Below are 14,717 nucleotides of genomic sequence, written 5' to 3' on the forward strand. Positions count from 1 at the left end.
CCCTTCTGCCACTACGGCAGAAGGGGCGGAGACGTCAGTGACAGCGAGGGCTACGGCGGCGTCACGCCCGTCCGGCGGGGCGACGGACGCCACCCGGACGCACGCCACCCGGACGGGCGCCCCCCACCGCCGGCCTGGGTCGTAGGAGTCCTGGCGCTCCTGGTGGCCTTTCCTCTGGTCGCCAGGGACCGGCTGCCGGACCGGCTGGCGACCCACTGGGGGACCGGTGGTGATCCGGGACTCCTCGATGCCGTTCTGGGCCGCGACGTTCTTCCCGGCCCTGCTCTGGTTGGCCCTGGCGGTCGCTGCCGTGCTCACCCTGTGGCGCGTTCGCCGAGGCCCCGGCGGGGTGGCGGCACCCTCGTGGGCGGGCGTGACCCTCGGCTTCACCGGCGTGACGCTCCTCGGCGCTCAGGCTTCCATCGTGCGGGCGAATCTGGACCGTACGGACTGGCGCGACGCCGGATCGGTGACGGTCTGGGTGGTCGTGACCCTGGCCGGCGCGGTCGCCGTGGGCGTGGTGGCCTTGCTGATCGGCCGCCGGGCGCGGGTGACGGTGCCGCCGGTGGCCGGGCCGGCGTTGGAGATACCCGAGGGGCAGCGGTTCGTGTGGCTGTCGCGGGCGTCCAACCGCTGGCTCCACCTCATGGCGGCCGCGTGCGGGATCGTCACGGCCGGGGCGACGGTGGCGGCGATGGGCGGCCTGGCCGGGCTGCACGCCGTGTGGTCGGCCGCGACCTTCGCCCTCGCCACCGTCGCGCTGCTCGCCTGCGCCTCCGTCCAGGCGCGGGTGACCGAGAAGGGGCTCGAGGTCGCCCTCGGCCCCCTGGGCTGGCCGACCCGGCGCTGGACCGCCGACGCCATCGCCTCCGCCTGGGTCGAGAACCGCACCGCCATGCAGGTCGGCGGCTGGGGCTACCGCCTGAGCGGCCTCGGCACCACCGTCATGCTCCGCGGCGGCGCATGCCTGGTGATCCGCACCGTCCAGGGAAAGGACTTCGCGGTCAGCGTCGACGACGCCGAACGGGGAGCGGCCCTCCTCAACTCCCTGATCGGGCAACGGGCCAAGTGACGAGGCGGCGTACGCGGGACCGTCGGCCGTGTGAGCCTCGGTAGCCTCATGGACATGCCCGACGTGTGGATCGGTCTCACCGCGACCGAGCGGCGGAGGAACTGGTGGTGGACCGGATTCCTGACGCTGGTCCTCGCCGGCTGGGCGGTGGCGGCCGGCCTCGCCCAGCCGGCGTCGGAGCGATGGTGGTGGGTCGGTGGCATCGGCGTCCTGTGGTCGGCCTCGGTCCTCTACATGATCAACCGTGGGTACGGGCGCACGTGCCTGACCGAGGACGGAATGCAGTTCCGCACCTTCGTCAGCCGACGCGCGATCCCCTGGAGCGAGATCACGCGCATCGAGAAGCGACGGCACTCCACGCGCGGTGGGGCGTGGTGGGACCTGCGGGCGGTACGGAGGCGGGGGCGTGCGCTGACGATCCCCGGGGTCTTCACCCACCGGACGTGGGATGCCGAGTTCGACCGGAAGTGGGCCGTCATCCAGGAGCGTTGGTCGCGCGCGAACGGGGACTGACGAAGAACTCGCGGACATCCCGCGCGAACACCTCCGGTACCTCCATCGCCGCGAAGTGGCCGCCCCGGTCGAACTCCGACCAGTGGCGGATGTCGTAAAGCCGCTCCGCCAAGGGCCGTACCGGCTGGGTGATGTCGTGGGCGAACACCGCCACCCCCACCGGCACCGGGCACCGCTCGCTGCGCCGCGCCGACTCGCGGTGCAGGCGGGCCGAGGAGGCCGCGGTGGCGGTCAGCCAGTACAGGGAGACGTCCGTCAGGATCCTCTCGTCGTCCACCGGCGAGCGCGGATCCGTCCACTGGGCGAACCGTTCGGCGATCCAGGCCAGTTGGCCCACCGGTGAGTCGGTCAGCGCGTAGCCCAGCGTCTGCGGAGTCGTGGCCTGCAATGCCTGGTACGGCGGGCGGTTCGCCATCAGGTGCCGCACCTTGTCCAGCCGGGCCTCGTCCGAAGGGCTCAGGGCGACATCGGCGGCCGGGTCGGGCCGGGTGGGCAGGTAGTTGACGTGCACCCCGACGACCCGCTCGGGCTCCACCGCACCCAGCGCCAGGGAGATGCCCGAGCCGAAGTCGCCGCCCTGCGCGCCGTACCGCTCGTAGCCGAGGCGCCGCATCAGCTCCGCCCAGGCGCGGGCGACGCGGACGACGTCCCAGCCGCGCTCGCGGGTCGGCCCCGAGAAGCCGTATCCGGGGATGGACGGGATGACGAGATGGAAGTCCCGGGACAGCGGCTCGATCACGTCGAGAAACTCCAGGAACGAACCGGGCCAGCCGTGGGTGAGGACCAGTGCGAGCGCGTCCGGCCGCGCGGACCGCACATGGACGAAGTGCACGCTCTGGCCGTCGATCTCCGTGACGTGGTGCGGCAGTTCGTTGAGCCGGGCCTCGTGCGCACGCCAGTCGTAGCGGGTGCGCCAGCGCTCGGCGAGCTCCTTCAGCCGGGCCAGCGGGAAGCCGTAGTCCCACCCGGCGCCGGGTATCTCGTCGGGCCAGCGGGTCCGGGCGAGACGGTCGGCGAGGTCGTCCAGGTCGGCCTGGGGGATGTCGATGCGGAACGGGGTGATCATGGTCCCCTCCGGGAATCTCCGGAATCTCCGGGAATCGTTTGCGACACAAACGTTGGTGTCACTAACGAAGCTAAACTGTTGGTGGCACCAACGCAAGACGTGGAGGAACGCCCATGAGTACGCCCTCGGAACCGGCGCCCGCCCGCCTGCGCGCCATCCCCAGCCGCCTGCTGGCCGGGTCCGCACTGGTGGCCGACCGGCTCGTCGGTGAGCGCCTGGCCGCCGAGGGCGCCCACAAGTGGCACTTCGCGGTGCTGCTGACCCTCGCCGAGACCGGCCCCGCCAGCCAGGCCGAGCTCAGCCGCCGCACCGGCATCCACCGCAGCGACATGGTCGCGGTCCTCAACGAACTGGCCGACACGGACTGTGTGCGCCGCGACCTCGACCCCGCCGACCGCCGCCGCAACGTCATCACCCTCACCCCCGCGGGCGGCCGCCGCCTCGAACGGCTCGACGCGCTCATCCGCGAGGCGCAGGACGAACTCCTCGCCCCCCTCACCCCCGAGGAGCGCGACGAACTCACCCGCCTGCTCACCGTCCTCGCCGCACACCACCGCCCCGTCCACCCCCACCAGGACGAGGAGTCCTGAACCCCGAGCCCTCTGTCACAGCCCCCCGGTACGGTCGAGCCATGCCCACCCAGCCCTCCGCCCCGCCCGCCGGTGAACGCCGGTTCGCCACGCTCGAAGGCGTGCTGGAGCGCATCACGTACGCCAACGAGGAGAACGGCTACACCGTCGCCCGCGTCGACACCGGCCGCGGCGGGAACGACCTGCTCACCGTCGTCGGCGCGCTGCTCGGCGCCCAGGTGGGGGAGTCCCTGCGGATGGAGGGACGCTGGGGCTCGCACCCCCAGTACGGCAAGCAGTTCCACGTCGAGAACTACACGACCCTGCTGCCCGCCACCGTGCAGGGCATCCGCCGCTACCTCGGCTCGGGGCTGGTCAAGGGCATCGGACCGGTCTTCGCCGACCGCATCACCCAGCACTTCGGCCTGGACACCCTCCGCGTCATCGAGGAGGAGCCCAAACGGCTCATCGAGGTCCCCGGGCTCGGGCCCAAGCGGACCAAGAAGATCGCCGACGCCTGGGAGGAACAGAAGGCGATCAAGGAGGTCATGCTCTTCCTCCAGACCGTCGAGGTCTCCACCTCCATCGCCGTGCGGATCTACAAGAAGTACGGCGACGCCTCCATCTCCGTGGTGAAGAACCAGCCCTACCGGCTCGCCGCCGACGTCTGGGGCATCGGCTTCCTCACCGCCGACAAGATCGCCCAGTCCGTCGGCATCCCGCACGACAGCCCGGACCGGGTCAAGGCGGGCCTGCAGTACGCGCTGTCGCAGGCCACCGACCAGGGCCACTGCTACCTCCCCGAGGAGAAGCTGATCGCCGACGCGGTGAAGCTGCTCCAGGTGGACACCGGCCTGGTCATCGAGTGCCTCGCCGAGCTCGCCGCCGAGCCGGAGGACCCGGGAGAGGACCCCGGCGTCGTACGGGAGAAGGTGCCCGACCCGCAGGGCGGCGACCCGGTCACCGCCGTCTACCTGGTGCCGTTCCACCGCGCCGAAATGGCCCTCGCCGCCCAGCTGCTGCGGCTGCTGCGCACCGGCCAGGACCGGATGCCCGTCTTCAAGGACGTGGCCTGGGACAAGGCGCTCGGCTGGCTGCGCGGCCGTACGGGGACAGACCTGGCGCCCGAACAGGAGGCCGCGGTCAGGCTGGCGTTGACCGAGAAGGTCGCGGTGCTGACCGGCGGACCCGGCTGCGGCAAGTCGTTCACGGTGCGGTCGATCGTGGAGCTGGCCCGGGCCAAGAAGGCGAAGGTCGTGCTCGCGGCCCCGACCGGCCGCGCCGCCAAGCGGCTCGCCGAACTGACCGGCGCCGAGGCGTCCACCGTGCACCGGCTGCTGGAGCTCAAGCCCGGCGGGGACGCGGCGTACGACCGGGACCGGCCGCTGGACGCCGACCTGGTGGTGGTCGACGAGGCGTCCATGCTGGACCTGCTGCTGGCGAACAAGCTGGTCAAGGCGGTGCCGCCGGGTGCCCACCTGCTGTTCGTCGGTGACGTCGACCAGCTGCCCAGCGTCGGCGCGGGCGAGGTGCTCAGGGACCTGCTCGCCGACGGCAGCCCGGTCCCCGCCGTCCGGCTCACCCGCGTCTTCCGCCAGGCCCAGCAGTCCGGCGTGGTCACCAACGCGCACCGCATCAACGCCGGTCAACACCCGGTCACCGACGGCATGAAGGACTTCTTCCTCTTCGTCGAGGAGGACACCGAGGAGGCCGGCCGGCTCACCGTGGACGTGGCGGCGCGGCGCATCCCGGCGAAGTTCGGCCTCGACCCGCGCCGTGACGTGCAGGTTCTCGCGCCCATGCACCGGGGCCCGGCCGGCGCCGGCACGCTCAACGCGCTGCTCCAGCAGGCCGTCACCCCCGGCCGCCCCGATCTGCCCGAGAAGCGGTTCGGCGGCCGGGTGTTCCGCGTCGGCGACAAGGTCACCCAGATCCGTAACAACTACGACAAGGGCGCGAACGGCGTCTTCAACGGCACCGTCGGCGTCGTCACCTCGCTCGACCCGGTCGACCAGCGCCTGACCGTGCTGACCGACGAGGACGAGGAGGTCCCGTACGACTTTGACGAGCTGGACGAACTGGCGCACGCCTACGCCGTGACCATCCACCGCTCCCAGGGCAGCGAGTACCCGGCCGTGGTCATCCCGGTGACCACGGGCGCCTGGATGATGCTCCAGCGCAACTTGCTCTACACGGCGGTGACCAGGGCAAGGAAGCTGGTCGTCCTGGTCGGCTCCCGCAAGGCGATCGGACAGGCGGTGCGCACGCTGTCGGCCGGCCGCCGGTGCACGGCGCTCGACATGCGGCTCGCGGGGACGGGTCCGTCCGGGGCGGGACCACGCTCCGCCGGTTCCGGTTCGTCCGGCGGGGGACCCGGTGCACAGGACCGCTCGGCAGGCCTGAAGCCCGCTGTGAGGGCCGCGTCGGAAAAAAAATGATCGATCAAATGAGTCGTGAAGGTCACACAGGCCTTCCGGATGGGGAACACAGGGGGCAGGATGGGCAAGTTGGCGGCACTGAGTGCCGTCAATAGGCCCGATGGTCGACCCCGAGTGCACTCTCCTGAGCCGAGTGGGGGATGGTAGAGACAGTCAGGGCACCTCGAAGATGAGGCACAACGTCGGTGAGGGAAGACGTGAGCGACAACTCTGTAGTACTGCGGTACGACGGCAGCGAGTACACCTACCCGGTGATCGACAGCACCGTCGGTGACAAGGGCTTCGACATCGGGAAGCTCCGCGCCCAGACCGGTCTGGTGACGCTGGACAGCGGCTACGGCAACACCGCCGCCTACAAATCCGCGATCACCTATCTCGACGGTGAGGCCGGCATTCTCCGGTACCGCGGCTACCCGATCGAGCAGCTGGCGGAGCGCTCCACCTTCCTGGAGGTCGCCTACCTGCTGATCAACGGCGAGCTGCCGACCGTCGACCAGCTGGCGGGGTTCAAGGACGACATCACGCAGCACACCCTGCTGCACGAGGACGTCAAGAACTTCTACCGGGGCTTCCCGCGCGACGCCCACCCGATGGCCATGCTGTCGTCGGTGGTCTCCGCGCTGTCGACGTTCTACCAGGACAGCCACAACCCGTTCGACGAGCAGCAGCGGAACCTCTCCACCATCCGCCTGCTCGCCAAGCTTCCGACGATCGCGGCCTACGCCTACAAGAAGTCGGTCGGCCACCCGTTCGTCTACCCGCGCAACGACCTCGGCTACGTCGAGAACTTCCTGCGCATGACGTTCTCCGTCCCGGCGCAGGACTACGAGCTCGACCCGGTCGTCGTGGCCGCCCTGGACAAGCTGCTCATCCTGCACGCGGACCACGAGCAGAACTGCTCGACCTCCACGGTCCGCCTGGTCGGCTCCTCGCAGGCGAACATGTTCGCCTCGATCTCCGCGGGCATCTCCGCCCTGTGGGGCCCCCTGCACGGCGGCGCCAACCAGTCGGTGCTGGAGATGCTCGAGGGCATCAAGGCCGACGGCGGCGACGTCGACTCCTTCATCCGCAAGGTGAAGAACAAGGAGGACGGCGTCCGCCTGATGGGCTTCGGCCACCGGGTCTACAAGAACTTCGACCCGCGCGCCAAGATCATCAAGGCCGCCGCGCACGACGTCCTGTCCGCCCTCGGCAAGTCCGACGAGCTGCTGGACATCGCGCTGAAGCTGGAGGAGCACGCGCTCTCCGACGACTACTTCGTCTCGCGCAGCCTCTACCCGAACGTCGACTTCTACACGGGTCTGATCTACCGGGCCATGGGCTTCCCGACCGAGATGTTCACGGTCCTGTTCGCCCTCGGCCGCCTTCCGGGCTGGATCGCCCAGTGGCACGAGATGATCAAGGAGCCGGGTTCCCGCATCGGGCGCCCGCGCCAGATCTACACGGGCGTCGTCGAGCGGGACTTCGTGCCCGTCGAGGAGCGCTGACACCTGCCGGTGCGGGTGGTGTGCGCGTAAGCGCCTGGGAGTTCGTCGCCGAAGGGGCGCGGGCGACTGCGGGCCGGCTGTGGCTGGTCGCGCAGTTCCCCGCGCCCCTTCGGCGTGTTGCACGGGCCGGCTGTGGCTGGTCGCGCCCATGCGGCGGAGCCGTATATCGGCTCAGTCCCGCGCCCCTTCGGGCGTCTTCCGTCACCGTAGGCAAGAAGTGCGCAGTGGAAAAGGCGCCCCGGCCGCCGGTCCCCCCACGGGCCGACGTACCAGGGCGCCTTCCCATGTCCCGGTGCGGATTCCCCCCACGGGATCCGGCCGGGCGCTTGTGAGGACAGCGCCTGAATCGCTGTGTGAGTACGGACGGACCTGAACCCGCCGCACTCGTCGGTGTGTGCGGTCTGCCGGGACAACGCACGTCGGGAGGGCCGCTCAAAGCTTCCCTGGGCACGTGCCCCGGCAACGCAATCTCTGGAGAAGTCCCCCAAGACATCTCCAGATGCCAGGAAGCGCCCCCCAAGACGCTGCCCGACATCGCCAACTTAGACCTTCGAACCCCTTCGATGGTTACGTTCAGATCACTGTGATCTGCGTCTCTTGCATATCTCCCCACAGTGCGCAGGAGCCCGCAAACCTCTCACGGGACCCAAGCGTAAGGAAGATGCGCGAGCCTTGTGAAGAGCTTATGTGAGGGACTTACCGGACTCCAGGGGTACTCCCCAACTTGAGACCTCAATGAAATGACCGCAGCCGCAGACTGTTGGTCACCACGAACACCGAGGAGAACGCCATGGCGGCCCCGGCGATCATCGGGTTCAGCAGTCCGGCCGCGGCCAGCGGCAGCGCGGCCACGTTGTAGCCGAAGGCCCACACCAGGTTGCCCTTGATGGTGCCCAGGGTGCGCCGGGACAGCCGTATCGCGTCCGCCGCGACCCGCAGGTCGCCGCGCACCAGCGTCAGGTCGCCCGCCTCGATCGCCGCGTCCGTGCCGGTGCCCAGGGACAGACCCAGATCGGCGACGGCCAGCGCGGCCGCGTCGTTGACGCCGTCCCCGACCATGGCGACGCTGCGCCCCTCGTCCTGGAGGCGCCGCACCACGTCGGCCTTGTCCTCGGGCAGCACCTCGGCGATCACCCGGTCCTCGTCGATGCCGACCGTGCGCGCGACCGCCTCGGCCACGGCGCGGTTGTCGCCGGTCAGCAGTACCGGCGTGAGCCCCAGCGCCCGCAGCTCGCGGACCGCGTCGGCGCTGGTCTCCTTCACGGTGTCGGCGACGGCGAGGACGCCGCGTGCCGTGCCGTCCCAGCCGGCCACCACGGCGGTGTGCCCCGCCCGCTCGGCCGCCTCCTTGGCCCGCGCCAGCTCGGGCGGCAGCTCCCCGAACGCCTCGGACAGCCGCCCCACGACCACCTCACGGCCCTCCACGCGCCCGCGCACGCCCCTGCCGGGGACGTTCTCGAAGCGCTCGGCCCCGGGCAGCCTGCCGACGCGCTCCTCGGCGCCCGCCGCGATCGCCCGGGCCACCGGGTGCTCGGAGGCGTGCTCCAGGGCGCCCGCGAGCCGCAGCAGCTCCCGCTCGTCGGTGCCCTCGGCCGCGTACGCCGTGCGCAGGGACATCCGGCCGGTGGTGACGGTCCCGGTCTTGTCCAGGACGACGGTGTCCACGCGCCGGGTGGACTCCAGCACCTCGGGGCCCTTGATGAGGATGCCCAGCTGCGCGCCGCGCCCGGTGCCGACCATCAGCGCGGTCGGTGTGGCGAGCCCCAGGGCGCACGGGCAGGCGATGATCAGCACGGCGACGGCCGCGGTGAACGCGGCGACCGTGTCCCCGGTGTTGCCGAGCCACAGCCCGAAGGTGCCGGCCGCGATCAGCAGCACCACCGGCACGAAGACCCCGGCGATCCGGTCGGCCAGACGCTGCACCTGCGCCTTGCCGGTCTGCGCGTCCTCCACCAGCTTCGCCATCCGCGCGAGCCGGGTGTCCGCGCCGATCCGGGTGGCCTCGACGACGAGCCGGCCGCCCGCGTTGACCGTGGCGCCGGTGACGGTGTCGCCGACGGTCACGTCCACCGGCACGGACTCGCCGGTCAGCATGGACGCGTCCACGGCGGAAGCGCCCTCGACGACCGTGCCGTCGGTGGCGATCTTCTCCCCGGGGCGGACCACGAACCGGTCGCCGACGGCCAGCCGGTCGGCCGGCACCCGCACCTCACGCCCGTCCCTCAGGACGGCGACGTCCTTGGCGCCCAGCTCCATCAGCGCCCGCAGGGCCGCCCCCGCACGGCGCTTGGAGCGGGCCTCCAGATAGCGGCCGAGGAGGATGAACGTGGTGACGCCGGCGGCGACCTCCAGGTAGATCATGGAGGCGCCGTCGGTGCGGGAGACGGTGAGCTCGAAGGGGTGCCGCATGCCCGGCTCGCCCGCGTCGCCGAGGAACAGCGCCCACAGCGACCAGCCGAACGCGGCCAGCGTGCCGACGGAGACCAGGGTGTCCATGGTGGCCGCGCCGTGCCGGAGGTTGGTCCAGGCGGCCCGGTGGAAGGGGGCGGCGCCCCACACCACCACGGGCGCGGCGAGCGTCAGGGACAGCCACTGCCAGTTGTCGAACTGCAGGGACGGAATCATCGCCAGCAGCACGACCGGCAGCGAGAGCAGCGCGGAGACGATCAGGCGCGTGCGCAGGGCCGCCGTCTCCGGGTCGGTCCCGGAGGCGGTCTCCTCGTCGTCCTGCCGCGGGGGTGCCGGCTCCTCGGCGGTGTAACCGGTCTTCACCACCGTGGTGATCAGGTCGGCGACCTCGACGCCCGGCGGGTACGTGACCCGGGCCTTCTCGGTGGCGTAGTTCACCGTGGCGGTGACGCCGTCCATGCGGTTGAGCTTCTTCTCGACGCGGGCCGCGCAGGAGGCGCAGGTCATCCCGCCGATGAGCAGCTCGACCTCCGAGAGGGCCGGCTGCTCGGCGGCCGGTGCCTCGGGGGCGGTGGTGCTGGTCATGTCCGTGCTCCAGGGACGTCCGGGATGCGGTCGGCGGCGGGCCGGGCCGGGGCCACGGTCTCCGGGTGGCCGGTACGGCCCGGTTCACGCCGCGCGGGGTGTCTTCGAGGGGTGGGGCCCGGTGGTCAGACCGTGCCGGCCAGCTCGAAGCCGGCCTCGTCGACGGCGGCGCGCACGGCCTCCTGGTCGAGCGGGGCCGCGGAGACCACGGTCACCTCGCCGGAGGAGGCGACGGCCGTCACCGAGCTGACGCCGGGGATCTCCGAGATCTCGCCGGAGACGGCGCCCTCGCAGTGCCCGCAGCTCATCCCGGTCACCTTGTAGACGGTGGTGACGGAACCCTGGGTATCGGTCTGGGACGTCATGTCGTTCTCCTCGTCGGGGCGTAGCGGGTGTGCAGGCGGTCGGAGGGGTCCCTGGGGACCCCGTACCTCCCACACTATACCCCTAGGGGGTATGAATCACGGATGGGGGCTGTGAGGGCGTGGCCCGGTCGCCGCCCGCGCGGCCACCCTCGGCCGCGGGCAGGCGGTGACCGTCCGGACGGCGGCCCACCTGTTCCTCGACTCGCTCGGCAACCCGAACACCGTGCGGAACTACGGCATCGCCGTCTCGAGGACCGCCGAGCGCCTGGGCGAGGGCCGGCCGTTCGCCCCGGTGGAGGACGGCGAGGTCGGCGAGGTGCTGGAGTCGTTGTAGGGCGGCTCGGCGGTACACACCTGAAACGCCCGCCGCGGCGCGGTGCTGTCCTGGACCGGCTGGTGTAGCTCGCGCGACGTCTGCCCGGACACCGGGCGTGCCCGCCTTCCTCACGGCAGGCCCGCGCACTGCTGGACGAGCACGCCATTCCGGTCCGACCCATCTTGGTGAGGCCGGGGCCAGTCTGCTGATGCTGATGGCGAAGTCGCGGCACACGACGACGGAGAACGTCCGCCGCTACTTCACGCCGTCGCCGGAGGCGATCGCCGAGGTGACCAGCCTGCTCGCGCCCGGCAACAGCGGGCGCTGAAGCCGCTCAGCCTGTCCAGGAGTCGTATGCGCTCGGGCGCCTGCGGCTCACCGGAGCACGACAGTGACGCCGCACCGTTCGAGGAGCCGCACGATGGAACAAGGCGTGGGACCGGCACTACGGCACCTCCGACGACGGCGAGGAGCAGGACGACTGAGCCGTCCCCTGTGCGCTGCGGTCTCGTTCACGGGGCATGCGCACGGGTGGAGGACGACGTCCTCGCCCGCCCCGACACGAGGAGCAGCCGCATCGTGGGAACCGCCGTCCACGTTCCGCAGACCCGGGACATGCTCGGAGACGAACTCTCCGGCGACGAAGCCCTCACCGCCCTGAGGCGGTACGGGGGCCTCAGGCTGCTGGCCGACTCCTTCACCCGGTTCCGCTACGCGGACGGCTTCACCAACGCCCGGGCCCTCGCCTTCCAGGTCGTGCTCGGCCTGGTCCCCTTCACCGTCGTGCTCGTGGGTCTCGCCACGTCGGTGCACACGGAGAGCGTGGGCCGGGTCATCGAGCTGACCCTCGGCCGGATCGTGCCGGGCGCCAGCGCGGACGTCGTCGAGAAGGCCTTCGAGGGCACCCGGCGCAGCGCCGGCAGCGACGTGTGGAGCACGGTTGCGCTCTGGCTGGGCCTCGGGTTCGCGGTGCTGAACCTCGCCTCGGCCATGGCGCAGATCGAGCGCGGCGCCAACCGCATCTACGGCATCGAGCGCGACCGCCCCTTCGTCCGCAAATACGGCCGGGCCCTGGCGCTCGCGTTCACGGCCGGCCTGCCGATGGTCCTGGGGTTCTTGGTGCTCGTCGCGGGGGAGACGGTCGGCGACGCCGTGGCCCGCACCCTCGGCCACGGGACGGGCGGGGCCGCGTGGTGGGCCGTGCTGGACGTACCGGCCGGACTGCTGCTGGCCTGGGTCGCGTCGGCGGTGATCCTGCGCTGGTCACCCCGCCGGGGCCAGCCCGGCTACACCTGGCTGGCCTTCGGCTCGGCGGTCCACCTGGTGCTGTGGATCTCGGCGACCTGGCTGCTCGCGCTGTACGTCGGACGGAGCGGGGCCTTCGGCGCCGTGTACGGCCCGCTCACGGCCTTCATCGCCCTGCTGCTGTGGGCCAACCTGACCGCCGTGGCGCTCTTCCTCGGCATCGCGTTCGCGGCCCAGTTGGAGGCGGCCCGGGCGGGCATCCGTACGCCGGTGGAGCCGGACCCCGGACCGGGCGCCTGACTCGAAGGGTGTCGTTCGGATCATGCCGGGGTCGCGGGGGTACACCGGAGCGCTCCGGCGCGCCGTCCGCACACGGGAGCCGCCCGCAGGTCCGCCCGGAGAGCCGCACGAGGAGCCACACTCGCGGCCTCGGGGGCTGTCGGGGGAGCGCCTAGGGACCTCCGAACCGCTTCGGGCGGCGCCCGGGAGCCGCCCGTCCGCGGCCGCGGGATAGCGTGCCCGCGACAGCGGCGATCACCGGAAGGCGGGTCTGTCATGCGAGCGGTCGTGTTCGAGCGGTACGGGGAACCGGCCGAGGTGCGCGAGGTCGCCGACCCGGCGCCCGCGGAGCACGGGGTCGTGGTCCGGGTGGAGGCGACCGGCCTGTGCCGCAGCGACTGGCACGCCTGGCAGGGCCACGACCCGGACATCACCCTCCCGCACGTCCCCGGGCACGAACTCGCCGGCGTCGTGGAGGAGGCCGGCGCCCGGGTCACCGGCTGGCGCGCCGGGGACCGGGTCACCGTCCCGTTCGTGTGTGCCTGCGGCTCCTGCCCGGCCTGCGCGGCGGGCGACCAGCAGGTGTGCGAGCGCCAGACCCAGCCCGGCTTCACCCACTGGGGATCCTTCGCGCAGTACGTGGCGCTCGACCACGCCGACGTGAACCTGGTCGCCGTGCCCGACGGCATGACGTACGCCACCGCCGCCTCCCTCGGCTGCCGGTTCGCCACCGCCTACCGGGCCGTGGTCCAGCAGGGCAGGGTCGCGGCGGGGGAGTGGGTGGCGGTGCACGGCTGCGGGGGCGTGGGCCTGTCCGCGGTGATGATCGCGGCGTCGGCCGGCGCGCGGGTCGTCGCGGTCGACGTGTCACCGGGCGCCCTCGATCTGGCCCGGCGGTTCGGCGCGGCGGTGTGCGTGGACGCCTCGGCCGTGGCCGACCCCGCCACGGCGGTCCGCGAGCTGACCGGCGGCGGCGCCCACCTCTCCCTGGACGCCCTGGGCGCGCCCGCCACCTGTGCGGCCTCGGTCGACGGCCTGCGCCGGCGGGGCCGTCATGTGCAGGTGGGGCTGCTGCCCTCGGAGACGGGCACGACCCCCGTGCCCATGGCCCGCGCCATCGCCCTGGAGCTGGAGATCCTCGGCAGCCACGGCATGGCCGCGCACACCTACCCGCCGATGCTGGACCTGGTCCGCGCCGGGGTGCTCCGCCCCGACCTGCTGGTCACCTCCACGATCGGCCTGGACGCCGTCCCGGCCGCCCTGGGGGCGATGGACACCGCCCCGGCCGCCGGCGTGACGGTGATCGAACCCTGGAGCTGAGCGCTCCCGCACGGACGCCGTGCTCCCGCGTGGTCGGCGCGGGGGCACGGCGTCGGCGCGTGCTGCGGTCAGCCCTTGCGCCCCCGGTTGCCGGGGCGGGCGGCGACCCAGCGGCGGACCGTGTCGGGGTACCAGTAGGGCTTCCCGTGCTCCACCCGGTCCGGCGGCGGCAGCAGGCCGTGCTTGCGGTAGGAACGCACGGTGTCCGGCTGCACCTTGATGTGGGCCGCGATGTCCTTGTACGACCACAGCTCGGTCATGTGTGCACCTCCCCGCGCGCACCACGGCGGCGGCCGGGGGTGGCCGTCAGGGGGAGCCGGGCGCGCGCTGGCGATCGACAAGCGTCGTGCGGGAGAACGATCCGGTCCGCTCATGGAGAGGGGCCGTGCGCGGGTGTGACGGAAGGGCCGCCCGCGTGTGACAACCGTGACGCGACGGGCGCGTTTGTGACAGGAGTGACGCACAGGCGCACTCCGGCACACCGGCGGGGCGTGTTGACGCGCCGGGGTCTCCTGCCGTACCGGCGGTACGCGCCGTCCCGCCCTCCTTCCCCGGACCGCTCCCCTTCCGCGAACCGCTCTCCTTCCGCGAACCGCTCTCCTTCGCCGGACCGCTCCCCTTCCACGGACCGCTCCCCTTCCACGGACCGCCCCCTTCCCCGGAGCGGTGACATTCTCGTCCGAATGTCCGGACAAAACATTGACAGGGCTTCATGAGCGGGGCTAGAAACCGGGGAGAGCCCTCGGACCCCGCAGGGCGGTACGACATCCGAAGGGAGCGCCATGGCGAGCCGCCGCCGTCGCCGGACGCTCCCCGGCCCCCGGGGCGACCACGGCGTCGCCCCGTCACAGATCGCCTCCGGCGCGGGAGGCCGCCTCGCTTTGGCAGGAGCGAGGTGCGAGCGAAGACTCCCCGCCCGCCGCGGCCCCGCGCCGGAGGTACCGCCCGGGTCGAGCCGCCCGGGGTCCCATGTGTCTACGCGGGGACCCGAACGGCCGACACTGTGTCGGGCCCGTCCGGCACCCCGCCACTGGTGGGATGGACGTGTGGCGG

General features: G+C 72.2%; 11 protein-coding genes and 2 pseudogenes. 9 read left to right on the forward strand and 4 right to left on the reverse strand.

All coding sequences use genetic code 11. The annotated features are described in order from the left end of the window. The first annotated feature begins 229 nt into the window (after positions 1–229). Together B100_RS34280 and B100_RS0126465 are read left to right on the forward strand one after the other, a co-directional pair. Positions 230–1,072: a DUF1648 domain-containing protein gene (locus tag B100_RS34280; RefSeq protein WP_486585704.1), complete on the forward strand. Its 843-nt coding sequence runs from the start codon at positions 230–232 to the stop codon at positions 1,070–1,072. 54 nt (positions 1,073–1,126) lie between these two features. Beyond that, on the forward strand, positions 1,127–1,585 hold the full coding sequence (locus B100_RS0126465; RefSeq protein WP_024887423.1) for a hypothetical protein: 459 nt from the start codon (positions 1,127–1,129) through the stop codon (positions 1,583–1,585). Here the strand turns inward: B100_RS0126465 and B100_RS0126470 are convergent. Beyond that, a complete protein-coding gene (locus B100_RS0126470; protein WP_024887424.1) occupies positions 1,548–2,651 on the reverse strand; it encodes an epoxide hydrolase family protein in 1,104 nt (367 codons plus the stop codon). The genes B100_RS0126465 and B100_RS0126470 overlap by 38 nt on opposite strands. A 113-nt stretch (positions 2,652–2,764) precedes the next feature. Here B100_RS0126470 and B100_RS0126475 point away from each other — a divergent pair, with 113 nt between their 5' ends. The 3 genes from B100_RS0126475 (at position 2,765) to B100_RS0126485 (ending at position 7,145) form a co-directional block, all read left to right on the forward strand. Further along, complete coding sequence (locus B100_RS0126475) at positions 2,765–3,241, forward strand: MarR family transcriptional regulator (RefSeq protein ID WP_024887425.1); 477 nt, start codon at positions 2,765–2,767, stop codon at positions 3,239–3,241. A 41-nt stretch (positions 3,242–3,282) separates the two neighbouring features. Then, positions 3,283–5,658 carry an SF1B family DNA helicase RecD2 gene (gene recD2 / locus B100_RS0126480; protein ID WP_024887426.1) on the forward strand — a complete coding sequence of 792 codons (2,376 nt, stop codon included), beginning with the start codon at positions 3,283–3,285 and terminating at the stop codon, positions 5,656–5,658. A 197-nt stretch (positions 5,659–5,855) separates the two neighbouring features. Continuing rightward, positions 5,856–7,145 (forward strand): citrate synthase, encoded by a 1,290-nt coding sequence (locus tag B100_RS0126485; protein WP_024887427.1) that lies wholly within the window; start codon positions 5,856–5,858, stop codon positions 7,143–7,145. 732 nt (positions 7,146–7,877) lie between these two features. Here the strand turns inward: B100_RS0126485 and B100_RS0126490 are convergent. After that, entirely contained in the window at positions 7,878–10,139 is a 2,262-nt protein-coding gene (locus tag B100_RS0126490; RefSeq protein WP_024887428.1) for a heavy metal translocating P-type ATPase, read from the reverse strand. A gap of 125 nt (positions 10,140–10,264) precedes the next feature. Further along, positions 10,265–10,504 carry a heavy-metal-associated domain-containing protein gene (locus B100_RS0126495; protein ID WP_024887429.1) on the reverse strand — a complete coding sequence of 80 codons (240 nt, stop codon included), beginning with the start codon at positions 10,502–10,504 and terminating at the stop codon, positions 10,265–10,267. A 166-nt stretch (positions 10,505–10,670) separates the two neighbouring features. Between B100_RS0126495 and B100_RS35880 the strand changes: the two are divergent. From B100_RS35880 to B100_RS0126515, 3 genes and pseudogenes are all read left to right on the forward strand, one after another. Beyond that, positions 10,671–11,148, forward strand: a pseudogene (locus B100_RS35880) (hypothetical protein). A gap of 251 nt (positions 11,149–11,399) precedes the next feature. Continuing rightward, the gene (locus B100_RS0126510; RefSeq protein ID WP_024887430.1) at positions 11,400–12,365 is read left to right on the forward strand and encodes a YihY/virulence factor BrkB family protein; all 966 of its coding nucleotides are present in this window, start codon (positions 11,400–11,402) and stop codon (positions 12,363–12,365) included. Between the two features lie 255 nt (positions 12,366–12,620). Beyond that, positions 12,621–13,664, forward strand: coding sequence for a zinc-dependent alcohol dehydrogenase family protein (locus tag B100_RS0126515; protein WP_024887431.1), 1,044 nt, complete (start codon positions 12,621–12,623; stop codon positions 13,662–13,664). A gap of 68 nt (positions 13,665–13,732) precedes the next feature. On the opposite strand, the gene B100_RS0126520 is transcribed toward B100_RS0126515, so the two are convergent. Beyond that, a complete protein-coding gene (locus B100_RS0126520) occupies positions 13,733–13,924 on the reverse strand; it encodes a helix-turn-helix transcriptional regulator (protein WP_024887432.1) in 192 nt (63 codons plus the stop codon). Positions 13,925–14,509: 585 nt separating this feature from the next. Between B100_RS0126520 and B100_RS37730 the strand changes: the two are divergent. Further along, positions 14,510–14,608: pseudogene (locus B100_RS37730) on the forward strand (5-deoxy-glucuronate isomerase); the annotation flags it as partial. Between the last annotated feature and the right edge of the window lie 109 nt (positions 14,609–14,717).

The sequence above is a fragment of the Streptomyces sp. CNH189 genome, from assembly GCF_000527195.1.

What these genes read in the sequence shown, in the direction of transcription:
- recD2 (WP_024887426.1), top strand. Translation starts at nt 3,283, where the DNA reads ATGCCCACCCAGCCCTCCGCCCCGCCCGCCGGTGAACGCCGGTTCGCC.
- B100_RS0126490 (WP_024887428.1), bottom strand. Translation starts at nt 10,139, where the DNA reads ATGACCAGCACCACCGCCCCCGAGGCACCGGCCGCCGAGCAGCCGGCC.
- B100_RS0126475 (WP_024887425.1), top strand. Translation starts at nt 2,765, where the DNA reads ATGAGTACGCCCTCGGAACCGGCGCCCGCCCGCCTGCGCGCCATCCCC.
- B100_RS0126465 (WP_024887423.1), top strand. Translation starts at nt 1,127, where the DNA reads ATGCCCGACGTGTGGATCGGTCTCACCGCGACCGAGCGGCGGAGGAAC.
- B100_RS0126470 (WP_024887424.1), bottom strand. Translation starts at nt 2,651, where the DNA reads ATGATCACCCCGTTCCGCATCGACATCCCCCAGGCCGACCTGGACGAC.
- B100_RS0126495 (WP_024887429.1), bottom strand. Translation starts at nt 10,504, where the DNA reads ATGACGTCCCAGACCGATACCCAGGGTTCCGTCACCACCGTCTACAAG.
- B100_RS0126520 (WP_024887432.1), bottom strand. Translation starts at nt 13,924, where the DNA reads ATGACCGAGCTGTGGTCGTACAAGGACATCGCGGCCCACATCAAGGTG.
- B100_RS0126515 (WP_024887431.1), top strand. Translation starts at nt 12,621, where the DNA reads ATGCGAGCGGTCGTGTTCGAGCGGTACGGGGAACCGGCCGAGGTGCGC.